General features: G+C 28.1%; 15 protein-coding genes. 10 read left to right on the top strand and 5 right to left on the bottom strand.

Annotated elements, in window-relative coordinates; all coding sequences use genetic code 11:
- Positions 1–201 precede the first annotated feature (201 nt).
- Both IC219_RS02330 and lexA read left to right on the top strand, forming a co-directional pair.
- A complete protein-coding gene (locus tag IC219_RS02330; protein ID WP_227482655.1) occupies positions 202–1,329 on the top strand; it encodes a tyrosine-type recombinase/integrase in 1,128 nt (375 codons plus the stop codon).
- 102 nt (positions 1,330–1,431) lie between these two features.
- On the top strand, positions 1,432–2,067 hold the full coding sequence (gene lexA / locus IC219_RS02325) for a transcriptional repressor LexA (protein WP_227435195.1): 636 nt from the start codon (positions 1,432–1,434) through the stop codon (positions 2,065–2,067).
- A 164-nt stretch (positions 2,068–2,231) separates the two neighbouring features.
- On the opposite strand, the gene IC219_RS02320 is transcribed toward lexA, so the two are convergent.
- On the bottom strand, positions 2,232–3,395 hold the full coding sequence (locus IC219_RS02320; protein WP_227823933.1) for a ComEC/Rec2 family competence protein: 1,164 nt from the start codon (positions 3,393–3,395) through the stop codon (positions 2,232–2,234).
- Between the two features lie 449 nt (positions 3,396–3,844).
- On the opposite strand from IC219_RS02320, the gene IC219_RS02315 reads away from it, so the two are divergent.
- On the top strand, positions 3,845–5,251 hold the full coding sequence (locus IC219_RS02315) for a sensor domain-containing diguanylate cyclase (RefSeq protein WP_227830550.1): 1,407 nt from the start codon (positions 3,845–3,847) through the stop codon (positions 5,249–5,251).
- Positions 5,252–5,612: 361 nt separating this feature from the next.
- Here the strand turns inward: IC219_RS02315 and IC219_RS02310 are convergent, their stop codons facing one another.
- Both IC219_RS02310 and IC219_RS02305 read right to left on the bottom strand, forming a co-directional pair.
- Positions 5,613–6,245, bottom strand: coding sequence for an OmpA family protein (locus tag IC219_RS02310; RefSeq protein ID WP_227435201.1), 633 nt, complete (start codon positions 6,243–6,245; stop codon positions 5,613–5,615).
- On the bottom strand, positions 6,238–7,596 hold the full coding sequence (locus tag IC219_RS02305; protein WP_227435203.1) for a hypothetical protein: 1,359 nt from the start codon (positions 7,594–7,596) through the stop codon (positions 6,238–6,240). The genes IC219_RS02310 and IC219_RS02305 overlap by 8 nt, the downstream gene beginning before the upstream one ends.
- 169 nt (positions 7,597–7,765) lie before the next feature.
- Here IC219_RS02305 and IC219_RS02300 point away from each other — a divergent pair, with 169 nt between their 5' ends.
- On the top strand, positions 7,766–8,365 hold the full coding sequence (locus IC219_RS02300; protein WP_227482658.1) for an ABC transporter ATP-binding protein: 600 nt from the start codon (positions 7,766–7,768) through the stop codon (positions 8,363–8,365).
- Positions 8,366–8,745: 380 nt separating this feature from the next.
- Positions 8,746–10,344, top strand: a complete 1,599-nt coding sequence (locus IC219_RS02295) for a peptide chain release factor 3 (protein WP_227437655.1) — start codon at positions 8,746–8,748, stop codon at positions 10,342–10,344.
- Between the two features lie 178 nt (positions 10,345–10,522).
- On the opposite strand, the gene IC219_RS02290 is transcribed toward IC219_RS02295, so the two are convergent.
- A complete protein-coding gene (locus tag IC219_RS02290; RefSeq protein ID WP_227437652.1) occupies positions 10,523–10,699 on the bottom strand; it encodes a hypothetical protein in 177 nt (58 codons plus the stop codon).
- 341 nt (positions 10,700–11,040) lie between these two features.
- Here IC219_RS02290 and IC219_RS02285 point away from each other — a divergent pair, with 341 nt between their 5' ends.
- Both IC219_RS02285 and IC219_RS02280 read left to right on the top strand, forming a co-directional pair.
- A complete protein-coding gene (locus IC219_RS02285; protein WP_227830549.1) occupies positions 11,041–12,726 on the top strand; it encodes a recombinase family protein in 1,686 nt (561 codons plus the stop codon).
- A gap of 345 nt (positions 12,727–13,071) precedes the next feature.
- The gene (locus IC219_RS02280) at positions 13,072–14,670 is read left to right on the top strand and encodes a peptide chain release factor 3 (protein WP_227437655.1); all 1,599 of its coding nucleotides are present in this window, start codon (positions 13,072–13,074) and stop codon (positions 14,668–14,670) included.
- 178 nt (positions 14,671–14,848) lie between these two features.
- Here the strand turns inward: IC219_RS02280 and IC219_RS02275 are convergent, their stop codons facing one another.
- Complete coding sequence (locus tag IC219_RS02275) at positions 14,849–15,025, bottom strand: hypothetical protein (RefSeq protein ID WP_227437652.1); 177 nt, start codon at positions 15,023–15,025, stop codon at positions 14,849–14,851.
- Positions 15,026–15,366: 341 nt separating this feature from the next.
- On the opposite strand from IC219_RS02275, the gene IC219_RS02270 reads away from it, so the two are divergent.
- The 3 genes from IC219_RS02270 to IC219_RS02260 are packed head-to-tail and all read left to right on the top strand — an operon-like array spanning position 15,367 to position 17,960.
- Positions 15,367–17,010: a recombinase family protein gene (locus IC219_RS02270; protein ID WP_227853309.1), complete on the top strand. Its 1,644-nt coding sequence runs from the start codon at positions 15,367–15,369 to the stop codon at positions 17,008–17,010.
- Positions 16,982–17,170, top strand: a complete 189-nt coding sequence (locus tag IC219_RS02265) for a sulfonate/nitrate/taurine transporter ATP-binding protein (RefSeq protein WP_074014355.1) — start codon at positions 16,982–16,984, stop codon at positions 17,168–17,170. The genes IC219_RS02270 and IC219_RS02265 overlap by 29 nt, the downstream gene beginning before the upstream one ends.
- Entirely contained in the window at positions 17,160–17,960 is an 801-nt protein-coding gene (locus IC219_RS02260) for an ABC transporter permease (protein ID WP_227435206.1), read from the top strand. Before IC219_RS02265 ends, IC219_RS02260 begins: the two co-directional genes overlap by 11 nt.
- Positions 17,961–18,386: the final 426 nt, after the last annotated feature.

Raw genomic sequence — 18,386 nt, 5'->3', positions numbered from 1 at the left:
AATTTAAAAAGAGCATTTGAATTCAACTAGTCTTTAAATGTGGATTTAGGGAATAGTTAGTGCAAAAACCAATTAGAGCACTACTAATCTCTTAAAAAATACATTAATTGATTAAATTAAATATTTATGCTAACATAGCTACATTGTTATTAATAAAAATAACTTACAAATATTCATATTTTAATTTTAGGAGGTTTAAATTTGAATAATGATAAGAAAATTATAAAAGTACATAATAAATCTGATAAACCTGATAATATTGTCATCAAAGAAAACGAACTTATAGAAAAATGTCTACTTTTGGAAAATAAACTTCCTGCATTTATGAAAGATTATTTTATATATCTAAAAGGTTCTGTTGCTGTCTCTACACGACTTGCTTATTTAGAAGATATAAAGTTTTTCTGTTTATACATGATTGAGACAAAGGAATTAACAAGTGCAGATTGTATAAAGGACATTACAGAAAGTGATTTTAACATGATAAAATCAAGAGATATAAACTTATTTTTAGGTGATTATTGCAGTAGATATTATAAAAATACAGAGAAAAATACATTGATTTTTGAAAATAACAATAGAGCTCTGGCAAGAAAAAAATCATCCATCTCTACTCTATTTAAATTTTTATATAGAAATTCTCAAATAGATAGTAACATAACTGATGGATTTAATCCAATAAAGCTACCTAAACCACAACCAGATGCTATCAAGCGTCTTGAAATAGATGAAGTTGCAAAAATGTTAGAGTCAGTAGAAACAGGTGAAGGTCTTACTGAAAAAGAAAAAGTTTATTGGAAAAAAACTAGATTACGTGATAAGGCTATATTAGCTCTATTTGTTACATATGGGCTTAGATTAAATGAACTCAGAGAACTTAATATCTCCTCTTTTAATTTTTCAAGAGGTGAATTTAAAATATATAGAAAACGTGGAAAAGAAGTCTTAATGCCTATAAATCATACTTGTGAACATGTAATAAAAGATTATTTACAAAATGAGAGAACAAGAGATGACTTACTAGATGATGAAGTTAAAGATGCATTGTTCTTATCTCTTCAAAATAAGAGGATTACAGCAAAAGCTATAAGAACACTTGTAAAAAAATATACCTCTATTCCATTAGATACAACTAGAGATAATGGATATAGCCCTCATAAATTAAGAGCAACTGCTGCAACTTCTCTGATTCAAACAGGATTTTCTATATATGATGTTCAAAATTTACTCGACCATGATAATGTCACGACTACTCAACTTTATGCCGCACATAAAAAAAATGTAAAACGTGATATAGTTAAGAATTTTGAATGGATTGAAGATGATTAAAAATCAGGAACAAATGTTTGCAGATATAAATGGATTATGTTATAATTAAAAATATAAATGTATGGAAATAAAAACAAAATATGTTTGGAAATGAGTGATGTTATGTATTTAGATCTAACTGAAAAGCAAGTTTTAATACTGGAATTTATAAAATCTCAAATCATATTAAAAGGCTATCCACCTGCTGTAAGAGAAATATGTACTGCTGTAGGGTTACGATCTACTTCAACTGTGCACTCTCATCTAAATAAACTTGAAAAACTGGGATACATAAGAAAAGACCCTACTAAACCAAGAGCTATTGAAGTTTTAGAGCGTAGTAAAGTCAATGATGTTTCTGGAGCTAACCAGGAAATAATAGAACTTCCTTTAGTAGGTCAAATAACAGCTGGAGAACCCATTTTAGCTCAACAAAACATAGAGGAATATATTCCATTCCCTGCCAGTTTAGTAAAGGGCAGTAATAATTTTGTATTAAAAGTAAAAGGCGAAAGTATGATTAATGCAGGAATTTTAGATGAAGATTACGTTGTAGTAGACAAAAAAAATACAGCCTTAAATTCTCAGATAGTGGTTGCACTTATAAATGGTGAATCTGCGACGGTCAAGAGATTCTTTAAAGAAGGAAACTCTATAAGACTTCAACCAGAAAATGATTTTATGGAACCAATTATGCTTAAAGACTCAGAAGTTGAAATTGTAGGTATTGTAACTGGTGTATTTAGAGTTATAAAATAACTATTAAAGAATATCAAAAAAATAAGCTATTTAATAGATAAAATATATCTTAATTTCTTTATTTTATCTGTTTGGAATAGCTTATTTTTATATGCATTTACTTTTTTATAATATTTAATGCTTTTTATTTATTATTTCTCATACTTTAGCTATTGATATTTTAACTATTGCTTTCCATAACATATATCACATGGGTCATTTTTCTTACTTTCTGCAATTGTACCTGATAATATTTTTTTACTTCTTGAAAGCCCACTACAATTTTTAGTTGAGTGATAACTCTTCCCTTTTGGAGTAAAATACACTGTTTTTGACGAATTTGATACATTTTGTTCCTTATTTAAGGATTCATTTTTGTCTGTATTGTTATTTAAATTTTCGTAGTTTCCATCTTCTCTAACACCCTTTTTGTAACTTCCATCTTTACAGCTTGTAAAAACTCCATCACCTGTAGATTCAAATACTATATCTGAACATTCGTCACTTCTATGTACTTTTACACCCATCTTTTTTAATTTGTTCATTGTTTCCTCATGTGGATGACCATATGAATTACCTTTCCCAACTAAAATTACTGCATATTCAGGGTTTACTTTATTTAAAAAAGCCTGAGATGAACTACTACGAGAACCATGATGAGCTACTTTTAAAAGGTCTACTTCTCCAAGTTTTGATAGTATTTCTTTTTCTGTACCTTCCTCAGCATCACCTGTAAATAAGGCTTTATCGTTACCATTAGTATATGCAAGTACTAGTGATTGTTCATTAGTAGTATCTCCTCCATTTGTATTTAGAACTTCAAAATAGGAGTCTTCAAGATAAAACTTTTTATTTTCAAGAGGTACACTTGGAGATAAATCCTTATTTGCTAAAGCATTTATAAAATCTCTGTAACTCTTTGTTTCTGCTGAACCATTTGATACAAAAACATTTTCTATATTGAAATTTTTTACAACAGAATCAAGTCCCCCTAGATGGTCTGCATGAGAATGAGTAGCTATAAGATACTTAATATCTTTTACCCCTTGATTATTTAGGTAGTCTACCATTAAATTCTCATCATCGTTATCTCCCCCATCTATCAACGTAAAAGTTTTGCCCTCTTGAATTAATATTGCATCACTATTTCCAGTATTAATAAAATGAATTTTTATATTTTTATCATTTGATATACTACTAGATAAAGTTTCTTGGTTATTTGATTGATTATTTTCACTGTCTGTTGCACTACTACATCCAGTTAAATAAATAGATATAGAAATTATCAATAAAAATACCAAAGCTTTAATTTTACAATTTCTTTTGTTTTTTATATTACCTTCTATCATAACTTACTCCTCCATTTTCACAATACTTTATGTCATCTACCGACTTATTCTATCATAATTAGCCATTTGATATCAATATTTATCCTATACAGTTAATTTATCTTGTATTAATAATAAAACAATAATATCTCAACTTTTTTTATTTTAATAATATAATTTATTAACTTTTTATATATTTTTAAGTAATAATATTTAATATAATAGTAATGATGATAAATTACAAAATAAAGGATTTTTAAGCTTTAATCCATTGGAAAAATATACTATAATATATGTATTAACCAAGAGAAAATAGCTAAATAAGCTATTCTTAGTAATATAAAAATATATTTCTAGATTTTGATAACTGTCAGTTTAACTATCATAACCTATATTTGAGGAAAGAAATTCCCATTTCAAACCTAGCTAAAGGATGAGTTATTGACAGAATTTTTACTCAGGAGGTAAAAATGAAAGATAATTCACATTATACACTCATTCTAGCATTAGCTGATATAATTATTGGAAAACAAATAGATACAAAAAAAGTCACTAAATCGCTTGAACTTATATGTAATAGTTTTTCGTTTGAATGTGCTCTAGTATATGAAGTAGACCAATATAATCATTTTAATTTAATTGAGAATTACAGTTTGAGTGACATAAAATTATGTAATAGTTTCAATGCATATGAAATTGAATCGGATTTTCAAAAGCAATTAGCTCATCAGAAAATAATTTATTTAAATAAAAATAAAAATTATAAACCATGTGAGATTGATTTTATGAATATTTTTCATGCAGAATCTTTGATTGGAATATCTGTGATAGATGAGAATTTTAATAATTATGGCTTTATTTTATTTTTAAATACTACATCTAGGAAAATAGATTTTTCTGATTCTGAACTTAATACACTATGTATTGTCCTTTCACTACTTGAAAAGTATTTAAGTGTAAGAATACATAGAAATAAAGTTTTCTTCACACAGACTGCACTTGAAAGCATAATAAATAATACAGGCATAGATATTTATGTCATTGATTTTTATACATATGATATTATATATGTAAACAAGTCAATGGCTGAACCTTATGGTGGGATATCTCAATTTTTGGGTCAGAAATGCTGGCAGGTTCTTTTCCCTGGGCAGACATCTCATTGTGAGTTTTGCCCACAAGAAAATCTTATTGATGAAAACGGCAACATTACAGGAGTACATACCTGGAATTATCAAAGACCTTTTGATGGAGCATGGTTTAGAGTATTTAGTACAGCTTTCAGATGGATTGATGGTCGTCTTGCTCATCTTGTTAGTAGTGCAGATATAACTGATAATAAAAAGAATGAAGAATTAATTGAATATATGGCAAATTATGATGTATTAACAGGTCTTCCAAACCGAAGAATGCTTATTGAAGAATGTAAAAATAGAATTGACAATGCTAAAGAAGATGAGCAAGGGTATGTAATCTTTTTCGATATTGATGGTTTTAAAGTAATTAATGATAATTATGGGCATGATGCTGGTGACGAGTTTCTTATAAAATTGGGGGAATTCTTCTCATCAATTCCACTTCTTAAAAATTCAGTTTATAGAAATGGTGGAGATGAATTTGTTGCTGTAATTGGTGGTGACATTACAAAAAATAACATACGTAATTTAGTAAGTTTTATACATGAAAGGTTTAAAAACCCATGGAATTTAAAAAATGGTTCTATATATTGTAATACTAGTGTTGGTATAGCTTGCTATCCAGAAGATGGAAATAATGCTGAAGAATTAATTAATAAAGCAGATCAGGCAATGTATCAAATTAAAAAAGCTGGCGGTTCAGGAATATGTTTTGGCTACCAGTTAATAAAAAATGATTAAATCTAAATTTTTTAATCAGCAGTAAAAGGGTAATAACTAATTCTAGTTATTACCCTTTTACTAATTAATTGTAACATGATATGAGTTTTTACGATGTTTTTTTACATAATATTTAAATAATAATTTATAAAGCAATAACATAGAAAATTGATACCTTATAAGTTTTATATTATATAAAATGAATTATTTTACATCAGTAGTACCCAGTTATGCATTTTAAACGCCCATTTATGTTTAAAATATTGCAAAATTCTTCCAAAAACTATAATATATTAAATATCAACAAAAATAAATAAACTTTTTCCTTAAAGAAGGCTTAAAGCTCACACCAACTGCCTTCTTTTTTTTTATAATTTTTTAACTATTTATTTTGATTAATATTTATTTCATATTTTAGCTCTACTCTTCTAGATGCATCTCTATTTACACTATTATCTCCGTTTTTTAAGAGTTCAGCTTTTGACCTACCTATTGCAATAATATGTTTAGTTACCTTATCTTTATATTTATAATTACCTATTTCATCTCCTACTATAAATTTAGCAACGCTATATGCCCTTCTTTGTGATAAATCTAAGTTATAGATATAGCTTCCTACATCGTCTGTATGGCCTTCTATAACTATTTTAGATATATAGTCGCCATAATCTTTATAAATAGTTTCTATGTACTTTGGAACAAACATTTTTAACATCTCTTTAGCCTCTGGTTTCAAGACATCACTATCTACATCAAACATTGTCCTTTCACCAAAAGTTACTTGACCATTAGCCTTATCCACTTTCACAGGTATACCACTTTTTTTAAAGGTATCTTCAACAGAAGCATTCACATTTTTAGCTAAATCCTGTTCAACTGAACCTGAGATACTTTCTGAACTAAATAATATAAGAATTACAACCATCAACACAGTGGATAATAAATCTGTAAATGTTGGCCAGAAACTACTCTTTTCAAATTCTCTGTTAACAGTTCTTCTATATTTATTATTCATTTAACTCATCCTCACCTATGACCTTTATTTCTTTCTTTTCTATCTCATAAATTTCTTCACTTAAAGGATTAAATATACTATCAATATTACTTTCAAATAAGTCTTCACTATCAAGAGGAACTTCGTCTTGCATGAAGGAGTTATTAAACATAACATCTAGCTTATCTTGAATGTCTAAAGAGTTCTCAAACATTATATCTAGTTTGGCTTGTAAGTCATTAGAAAAGTTCTCAATAATACTTGAAAGATTCTTAATTGAATCGTCTAGAGTATATTTTTCGTCTAAAAGAATTTTTTGATTTTGAGATATTTTGTTTTCATGAGTCATTAATTTAGTTAACAAATCTTGAGCACTTCTTTCATATAAAGCAAATCCTGCATTTATATTTCTTATATAATCTTTAATTTTATGTTGGCTTTCAGTGGAATTATATATATTTTTTGAGGATTCTTTTATATCAAATAAAATTTCCTTATTTATATTATCTTGATTATCATACTTATCAAACAGTTTTACAAATTTTACATTTAAAATATTAAACTGTTTATCTAATTTTCTTACACTTTGGTCAAATGTCTTAATAGAACTTTGAGAGCCTTCTAAAAGACTTTTTAAAGCTTCTATTCCACTAATAAATTCGTCATTAAAATCATTTAAGTCTTTAGATATTTTATCAAATTTTTCAATAGCTTCTATAGACTTGCTTATTTGTTTTATTGTATTTTTTACCTCCTCTACTTTTAAATCCATTCTTTCTGATTTAATATGAGTTACCTCAGAAGTCAGTAGATTCTCAGCTTTTAACATTATTTGTATCAAAACATGTTCACAGTCTTTTATCTTTGTAAAATAGCCTATAATTAGAGAAAACACCACTCCAAATATACTAGTTGTAAATGCAGTTTGCATGCTACTAATAGTCGAAGGAAGTGAATTTATAATATCTTTAGTATCAACACATAAAAGCATTGTAGAAAGCCCAACAAATGTACCTAAAACTCCAAGTAATATACTTATTGAAGATGAATTTTTTATGCTCCTAATTTTTTCTAATATCGGTAAGTTATTATATTTTAAATCTGATACAACTTCTTCTACAAACGAAGTTATATTTACATCAGCATAAGGATTTTCTTTACTATATGTATAGTAATCATTCCTTATTTTGCTATAAAATACACTCGTTTTATAGTCTTGGTTGATTTCTTCTAGTTTTGAACTTACAAACAAATACAACTTGTTGTTTTCCATAATTTTAAAAATAGAATACACAGTTATTGCAAGTAAAAATAATATAGTTATTGGATTAGTAAATATTGACTCTATCAAATTAGTTATTATGTTACTCAATTTTATCCCCTACCTTATAATTTATTTATCTATAATTTATACGTACAAGTTACTAAGAAAATACGTAAATAAACAAAATATTTATATTATATTTATGAAAAATGGTACAAATAGGTTGTAATGTTAATAACATAATATATACGAGCTAAAAGTTATAGGGGGTGGCATAATGAATGACAACATAGTAGAAGTTAAAAATATCAATATGAACTTCTACACTAAGGAAGGCGAGCTTGAAGTATTAAAGGATGTCAATTTTAATTTAAAAGAAGGTGAAATACTAACATTACTCGGTCCTTCTGGAAGCGGAAAATCTACAATTTTAAATATTCTTACTAATCTTTTAAAACCAACTAGTGGTGATGTAAAGATTACTGGAAATATTGGATATATGTTTCAAAAAGACAATCTGCTTGAATGGAGAAATATAATGGATAATATAACTATTGGTTTGGAAATTCAAGGTAAAAAAGATAAAAAATCTTTAGATAGAGTTGAAGAGCTTTTAAAGACTTATGGACTATGGGATTTCAGAAGTATGTATCCTAAAGAATTATCTGGTGGTATGAGACAAAGAGTTGCTCTTATTAGAACACTTTCTGTAAATCCAGATGTTTTACTTTTAGATGAACCTTTTTCAGCTCTTGACTATCAAACTAGACTGTTGGTTTGTGATGATGTTTATAGTATTATTAAAAATGAAAATAAGTCTACTATTTTAGTTACACATGATATTGGTGATGCACTTTCTATAAAAGTGCAACTTTAGGAATTAATCTATTTTATTTAAATCCATCCATTTAGATTCTAACTCAGATATTTTTCATGATAATACTCATAAATATGAAGTTGTTATAGTCAATCTTAATATGTATGAAATGTAGAATAGTTGAGGGTGCTATTGCTTCTAACGAGCTAGGAATTATAAAAAAGTCCTTTTAATCTTAAAAAGGGGTTTGTGCTATACAGTAAGATAGTAAAGCTATTTTCATAAGGTTTTCATATTGACAGTTTTGCAATAAAGTTATAATATTAATAGGATTGTAGTTTTTTATAGCATATGGAAAATTATGTTCATTTTAAAACTATTAATAAATATAATTTTTTATATTTGGATAATCGTAAAATTAAAATAAAGGATGATAAAAAATGACAGAACAAAATTTAAGCTTGATTGATGAAGTTAAAAGAAGAAGAACCTTTGCAATCATTTCCCATCCCGATGCAGGAAAAACTACATTAACTGAAAAGTTTCTATTATATGGTGGTGCCATTCGTGAAGCAGGATCAGTTAAATCAAGAAGATCTCAAAAACATGCAGTATCTGACTGGATGGAAATTGAAAAACAAAGAGGTATATCTGTTGCATCAAGTGTTCTTCAATTTGAATATAACAACTTTTGTATAAATATTCTTGATACTCCAGGGCATCAAGATTTTAGTGAGGACACTTATAGGACTCTTATGGCAGCAGACTGTGCAGTAATGGTTATTGACTCTGCTAAAGGTGTCGAGGATCAGACAAAGAAATTATTCCAAGTTTGTAAAATGAGAGGAATACCAATTTTCACTTTTATAAATAAAATGGACCGTCAAGGAAAGGATCCCTTTGAACTACTTGAAGATATTGAAAATGTTCTAGGAATTCGCTCTTGTCCAGTAAACTGGCCAATTGGTTCTGGTAAAGAGTTCAAAGGTGTGTTTAACCGTCATAAAAATCAAGTTGAACTATTTGATGATGGTAACCATGGACAATCTATTGCTAAATCTACAACTGGAGATATATCTGATGAAAAATTTAATACTTTATTAGGTGATGCTCTTCATGAAAAACTACTAGAGGATATTGAACTTTTAGATATTGCTGGAGATAATTTTAATTTAGACGGAGTATTAAATGGTGAATTGACGCCTGTGTTCTTCGGAAGTGCCCTTACCAACTTTGGTGTAGAACCATTTTTAGAATCGTTCTTAGAAATAACACCTCCACCAAATCCTCGTAGCAGTAATTTAGGTGATATTGACCCTAATTCTAATAGCTTCTCAGGATTTATATTTAAAATTCAAGCTAATATGGATAAATCTCATAGAGATAGAATTGCATTTTTAAGAATTTGCTCTGGTAAATTTGAAAAAGGTATGACAGTAACTCATGTACAAAGAAATAAAAAGGTTAAACTTTCACAACCTCAACAGTTTGTAGCCCAAGACCGTGTTATAATAGATTCAGCTTATCCAGGGGACATTATAGGGATACATGATCCAGGAATATTTAATATTGGTGATACATTAAGTGAAAAAAAATCAAATTTACAATACACTGGTATACCACAATTTGCTCCTGAACATTTTGTAAGAGTATCTACAAAGAATGCTCTTAAAAGAAAACAGTTCTTAAAAGGTCTTACACAATTATCAGAAGAAGGTACTATACAGATATACAAACAACCTAATTTTGGTATGGAAGAACTTATTGTAGGAGTCGTTGGAGTTCTTCAATTTGAAGTTTTAGAATATCGTCTAAAACAAGAATATGGTGTTGATATGATAATGAATACACTACCTTATCGTCACATACGTTGGATTGAACCTGATACTTTCAAATCGGATAAGCTTTCAATACCAATGGATACAATACTAGTTGAAGATAAAAATAGCAATCCAGTATTGTTATTTCAAAATGAATGGTCTATTAGACATCTAATTGAAAGAAATGAAAATTTAGTTTTAAGAGAAACTTCTTTATAAAAAATAAATATTAATGCCCCCTACGTCTATTTTTAAACGTAGGGGGGAGATTTCCGATTTTCTTTTTTCTAACCACTCTTCTCTTTTAATGCCATTAGTCTCATAAAATATATGTGAATCCAAATATTTTCTCATTTGTTTTTCCTCTCTTATATCATATGTATACCTTATCAAAATTTTAAGCTTTAGCTTCACTTTTTTCTAAATCTTCTTCTAGTATCTTAAAGGCTTTATCTAAAACTTCCTCAGGATACTTTTTTCTTAATGCATTTACAAACCATATAGCTTTAGCTGATTCTATTTTTTTTAGTTCCAGTGGATTTGTAGGAAAAATCTCCACAACTTTTATATCCATATATAACCCCCCTATGCCTTAATTGAGTTATTATATTAATCTATGAGGTTATAGACTTGTCTTGACACAACTAATTAAGTCTCAAATTTTCTCTATGAAAACGAAATCAATATTTTTTCATATGATGCAATAAAAATGTATTATTAACATTTAATGTATTCTTTACATCATATATTTATATATAAGTAAATAATAAAACACTATTAATACCTATACGTATTGAAAATACTACTATAAGGGGTGAACTGATAAATACATCTACTCTTTTGTGATATGAAATTGAATACCAGAATATTACTTATTCAAGTCAATTTATACCAAAGTTTAAGGGGGTTAAACTTATGAAGGCTGCAATTTATTCAAGAAAATCAAAATTTACGGGCAAAGGTGAATCTATAGAAAATCAAATACAACTATGTATGGACTATGCTAAATCTGTTGGTATAAAAGATTTTTTAATATATGAAGATGAAGGCTTTAGTGGTGGTAATATAGATAGACCTCAGTTTAAAAAAATGATGCAAGATGCAAAAGCAAACAAATTTGATTATCTTGTGTGTTATAGATTGGATAGAATATCAAGAAATGTATCTGACTTCTCTACTCTAATAGAAAAATTAAATAAACTAGATATATCTTTTATATCTATCAAAGAGCAATTTGACACTTCTACTCCAATGGGAAGAGCTATGATGTTTATATCTAGTGTATTTGCACAGCTTGAAAGAGAAACAATAGCTGAACGTATAAAAGATAATATGTATGAACTTGCTCGTACTGGGAGATGGCTAGGTGGTAAAACACCTCATGGATTTAGCAGTAAAAAAATCAAATACTTAGATGAAAACCTAAAAGAAAGAAGTATGTATCAGTTAGAAGTTAGTGATGATGAGATGGAAGTTGTTAAAATAGTTTATGCTAAGTATCTAGAACTTAGATCTTTATCTCAATTATACAAATATGTTTATCACAATGGAATAAAAGGTCCTCGTGGTGGTAAATTTGACCCTAGTTCATTATCTGGTATACTTAGAAGTCCTGTTTATGTAAAAGCTAATGATGTTGTTGTAGAATATCTTAGAAATAATAATATGGAAGTTATCGGTACTCCTGATAATGAATGTGGAATACTTACTTATGCTAAAAATACATCTACACCTATCGCAGCTATTGCTAAACATAAAGGAATTATAGATTCTACTACTTGGCTTGAAGTTCAAGGTTTACTTGATGCTAATCGTGATAAGAGTCCAAGAATTGCTACTGGTAAAGTTGCTTTATTATCAGGAATTTTAAAATGTTCTAAGTGTGGTTCTAATATGAGAATTACTTATAAAGGCAAACGAACTGATAAAGAATTAAAGTATTATTATGTATGTGGTACTAAAAAGAATCTTGGTGTTGATGCTTGTAATTGTAAAAATCTTAAAGGACCTTTAGTTGAAGCTATTGTTATTGAAAGAATTAAAAATTGTAATGTAGAATCTATTATAGATGCTTTTCATGAAAATAAGATTAAAGTTGATAATGCATCAAATAGTATTAATAGTGAGATTAATTTATTTAGGAATTTTATTAAGGATAAAGAAAAAATCATCAGTAATTTAGTTATAGAACTTGCTAAAAATACTGGTAGTGTTGCTTCTAATTATATTATCTCTCAGATTGAAAGTTTAAATAGTGAAATTGAAGAATTAAAAGTTAAGGTTAGAAACTTAGAAGATAACAATGCTGATATTAAAAATGCCAGTGCTAATTTAGATATTGTTGTTAGTAATTTAGAAAAGTTTAACAATATGGTTGATGATGCTAATTTGGATAATAAGAAGTTATTGTTGTCTACTATTATTGATTCTATAGTTTGGGATAGTTCTAGCAACACTCTTAGCATTGTTTATATGGGTGTTGACATAGATGACTTAGTTTCGTTGTCTGATAGGTCGCACTTTTGTAGCGATGGCAGATGCACTTTCTATAAAAGTGCAACTTTAGGAATTAATCTATTTTATTTAAATCCATCCATTTAGATTCTAACTCAGATATTTTTCATGATAATACTCATAAATATGAAGTTGTTATAGTCAATCTTAATATGTATGAAATGTAGAATAGTTGAGGGTGCTATTGCTTCTAACGAGCTAGGAATTATAAAAAAGTCCTTTTAATCTTAAAAAGGGGTTTGTGCTATACAGTAAGATAGTAAAGCTATTTTCATAAGGTTTTCATATTGACAGTTTTGCAATAAAGTTATAATATTAATAGGATTGTAGTTTTTTATAGCATATGGAAAATTATGTTCATTTTAAAACTATTAATAAATATAATTTTTTATATTTGGATAATCGTAAAATTAAAATAAAGGATGATAAAAAATGACAGAACAAAATTTAAGCTTGATTGATGAAGTTAAAAGAAGAAGAACCTTTGCAATCATTTCCCATCCCGATGCAGGAAAAACTACATTAACTGAAAAGTTTCTATTATATGGTGGTGCCATTCGTGAAGCAGGATCAGTTAAATCAAGAAGATCTCAAAAACATGCAGTATCTGACTGGATGGAAATTGAAAAACAAAGAGGTATATCTGTTGCATCAAGTGTTCTTCAATTTGAATATAACAACTTTTGTATAAATATTCTTGATACTCCAGGGCATCAAGATTTTAGTGAGGACACTTATAGGACTCTTATGGCAGCAGACTGTGCAGTAATGGTTATTGACTCTGCTAAAGGTGTCGAGGATCAGACAAAGAAATTATTCCAAGTTTGTAAAATGAGAGGAATACCAATTTTCACTTTTATAAATAAAATGGACCGTCAAGGAAAGGATCCCTTTGAACTACTTGAAGATATTGAAAATGTTCTAGGAATTCGCTCTTGTCCAGTAAACTGGCCAATTGGTTCTGGTAAAGAGTTCAAAGGTGTGTTTAACCGTCATAAAAATCAAGTTGAACTATTTGATGATGGTAACCATGGACAATCTATTGCTAAATCTACAACTGGAGATATATCTGATGAAAAATTTAATACTTTATTAGGTGATGCTCTTCATGAAAAACTACTAGAGGATATTGAACTTTTAGATATTGCTGGAGATAATTTTAATTTAGACGGAGTATTAAATGGTGAATTGACGCCTGTGTTCTTCGGAAGTGCCCTTACCAACTTTGGTGTAGAACCATTTTTAGAATCGTTCTTAGAAATAACACCTCCACCAAATCCTCGTAGCAGTAATTTAGGTGATATTGACCCTAATTCTAATAGCTTCTCAGGATTTATATTTAAAATTCAAGCTAATATGGATAAATCTCATAGAGATAGAATTGCATTTTTAAGAATTTGCTCTGGTAAATTTGAAAAAGGTATGACAGTAACTCATGTACAAAGAAATAAAAAGGTTAAACTTTCACAACCTCAACAGTTTGTAGCCCAAGACCGTGTTATAATAGATTCAGCTTATCCAGGGGACATTATAGGGATACATGATCCAGGAATATTTAATATTGGTGATACATTAAGTGAAAAAAAATCAAATTTACAATACACTGGTATACCACAATTTGCTCCTGAACATTTTGTAAGAGTATCTACAAAGAATGCTCTTAAAAGAAAACAGTTCTTAAAAGGTCTTACACAATTATCAGAAGAAGGTACTATACAGATATACAAACAACCTAATTTTGGTATGGAAGAACTTATTGTAGGAGTCGTTGGAGTTCTTCAATTTGAAGTTTTAGAATATCGTCTAAAACAAGAATATGGTGTTGATATGATAATGAATACACTACCTTATCGTCACATACGTTGGATTGAACCTGATACTTTCAAATCGGATAAGCTTTCAATACCAATGGATACAATACTAGTTGAAGATAAAAATAGCAATCCAGTATTGTTATTTCAAAATGAATGGTCTATTAGACATCTAATTGAAAGAAATGAAAATTTAGTTTTAAGAGAAACTTCTTTATAAAAAATAAATATTAATGCCCCCTACGTCTATTTTTAAACGTAGGGGGGAGATTTCCGATTTTCTTTTTTCTAACCACTCTTCTCTTTTAATGCCATTAGTCTCATAAAATATATGTGAATCCAAATATTTTCTCATTTGTTTTTCCTCTCTTATATCATATGTATACCTTATCAAAATTTTAAGCTTTAGCTTCACTTTTTTCTAAATCTTCTTCTAGTATCTTAAAGGCTTTATCTAAAACTTCCTCAGGATACTTTTTTCTTAATGCATTTACAAACCATATAGCTTTAGCTGATTCTATTTTTTTTAGTTCCAGTGGATTTGTAGGAAAAATCTCCACAACTTTTATATCCATATATAACCCCCCTATGCCTTAATTGAGTTATTATATTAATCTATGAGGTTATAGACTTGTCTTGACACAACTAATTAAGTCTCAAATTTTCTCTATGAAAACGAAATCAATATTTTTTCATATGATGCAATAAAAATGTATTATTAACATTTAATGTATTCTTTACATCATATATTTATATATAAGTAAATAATAAAACACTATTAATACCTATACGTATTGAAAATACTACTATAAGGGGTGAACTGATAAATACATCTACTCTTTTGTGATATGAAATTGAATACCAGAATATTACTTATTCAAGTCAATTTATACCAAAGTTTAAGGGGGTTAAACTTATGAAGGCTGCAATTTATTCAAGAAAATCAAAATTTACGGGCAAAGGTGAATCTATAGAAAATCAAATACAACTATGTATGGACTATGCTAAATCTGTTGGTATAAAAGATTTTTTAATATATGAAGATGAAGGCTTTAGTGGTGGTAATATAGATAGACCTCAGTTTAAAAAAATGATGCAAGATGCAAAAGCAAACAAATTTGATTATCTTGTGTGTTATAGATTGGATAGAATATCAAGAAATGTATCTGACTTCTCTACTCTAATAGAAAAATTAAATAAACTAGATATATCTTTTATATCTATCAAAGAGCAATTTGACACTTCTACTCCAATGGGAAGAGCTATGATGTTTATATCTAGTGTATTTGCACAGCTTGAAAGAGAAACAATAGCTGAACGTATAAAAGATAATATGTATGAACTTGCTCGTACTGGGAGATGGCTAGGTGGTAAAACACCTCATGGATTTAGCAGTAAAAAAATCAAATACTTAGATGAAAACCTAAAAGAAAGAAGTATGTATCAGTTAGAAGTTAGTGATGATGAGATGGAAGTTGTTAAAATAGTTTATGCTAAGTATCTAGAACTTAGATCTTTATCTCAATTATACAAATATGTTTATCACAATGGAATAAAAGGTCCTCGTGGTGGTAAATTTGACCCTAGTTCATTATCTGGTATACTTAGAAGTCCTGTTTATGTAAAAGCTAATGATGTTGTTGTAGAATATCTTAGAAATAATAATATGGAAGTTATCGGTACTCCTGATAATGAATGTGGAATACTTACTTATGCTAAAAATACATCTACACCTATCGCAGCTATTGCTAAACATAAAGGAATTATAGATTCTACTACTTGGCTTGAAGTTCAAGGTTTACTTGATGCTAATCGTGATAAGAGTCCAAGAATTGCTACTGGTAAAGTTGCTTTATTATCAGGAATTTTAAAATGTTCTAAGTGTGGTTCTAATATGAGAATTACTTATAAAGGCAAACGAACTGATAAAGAATTAAAGTATTATTATGTATGTGGTACTAAAAAGAATCTTGGTGTTGATGCTTGTAATTGTAAAAATCTTAAAGGACCTTTAGTTGAAGCTATTGTTATTGAAAGAATTAAAAATTGTAATGTAGAATCTATTATAGATGCTTTTCATGAAAATAAGATTAAAGTTGATAATGCATCAAATAGTATTAATAGTGAGATTAATTTATTTAGGAATTTTATTAAGGATAAAGAAAAAATCATCAGTAATTTAGTTATAGAACTTGCTAAAAATACTGGTAGTGTTGCTTCTAATTATATTATCTCTCAGATTGAAAGTTTAAATAGTGAAATTGAAGAATTAAAAGTTAAGGTTAGAAACTTAGAAGATAACAATGCTGATATTAAAAATGCCAGTGCTAATTTAGATATTGTTGTTAGTAATTTAGAAAAGTTTAACAATATGGTTGATGATGCTAATTTGGATAATAAGAAGTTATTGTTGTCTACTATTATTGATTCTATAGTTTGGGATAGTTCTAGCAACACTCTTAGCATTGTTTATATGGGTGTTGACATAGATGACTTAGTTTCGTTGTCTGATAGGTCGCACTTTTGTAGCGATGGCAGAAGCAATAAGCATATCAGATAAAGTTGCAATACTATCTAAAAGACCAGCTACTATAAAAAATATTTATGATATTGAACTTAATATGGATGGAACAAAAACGCCTCTCAAAACACGTAAAGTTCCCGATTTTCAAAAGTATTTCGACATCTTATGGAAGGAGCTAGATACACATGAGGCTTAATAAAAGATCTGAAGGATATATAAACTATATTAAAGGTGTAAAAAGAGAAAAAAGAAATGTATTATTTTATCAACTATTAATTTTAATTGGCTTTATTATAATTTGGGAGATTTTAGCTGATTTAAATGTTATAAATACTTTTCTATTCAGCAAACCAAGTGATATTTACAATTTGTTTATTCAATATGCATCTAGTGGCCAACTATTTAAACACATTGGAGTATCTGTATATGAAACAGTTCTTGGTCTTGTTATAGGAACTGTTTTAGGTATTTTAGTAGCTATTGCTCTTTGGTGGTCAGAAAAATTATCAAAAATATTAGACCCATTTTTGGTAGTTTTAAATGCTCTTCCTAAGACTGCTTTGGCTCCTATAATTATAGTTTGGGTTGGTGCTGGAATAGAAGGAATTGTAGTAACAGCTGTAACTATTTCCGTTGTTGTTACCATACTTTCAGCCTATAATTACTTTATGAATATAGATGAAGAAAAAATTAAGATGTTAAAGAGTTTTGGAGCTAGCAAATCACAAATCCTATTTAAACTTATATTACCCGCAAATACAGGAAATTTAATAAACTTAACTAAGATTAATATTGGTATGGCTTGGGTAGGTGTTATAGTAGGAGAATTTTTAGTATCAAGATATGGAATAGGATACTTGATAGTTTATGGCAGTCAAGTATTTAAGTTAGATTTAGTAATGATGGGTGTATTCGTGTTAGCTGTTTGTGCATGGGCAATGTATGCTATAGTTAACATTATTGAAAAAATATATAATTCTAGATAAATAAAAAATATTATTTAGTAAATTTTAATCATTCTAGTATTTATAGGATAGTTTTCTAGAAATACTAGAATTGTACAATTAAAAAATTATAACTATATAACTTTAATATGTGAAACTGTAGGAATATTTGTGAGAAACATAAAGCAAATTTACCTACAGTTTTTAGTGTATAAAATCAGTAAAATAAGTTAGATTTTTACTGATTTTATTACATAAATCCAATAGTACAATTCATCTTTCCATAATATCTGGAGATGTATCATACAATCTTATTTTTTATTGAGTATATTATAAAGTAATAGAACAATTAAAATACTGATTACCCTATTTTGCAACTTACACAATTGTATATAAAAGATAAAAAATAATTATCATCAAATTCATAATTTTAAGGCTTAATGCATATAATTATATGTCGGTTAAAGG

This window comes from Clostridioides sp. ES-W-0018-02 (genome assembly GCF_020658175.1).
Taxonomy (GTDB): Bacteria; Bacillota; Clostridia; order Peptostreptococcales; family Peptostreptococcaceae; genus Clostridioides.
This window is presented reverse-complemented; position numbering and strand designations above follow the sequence as displayed.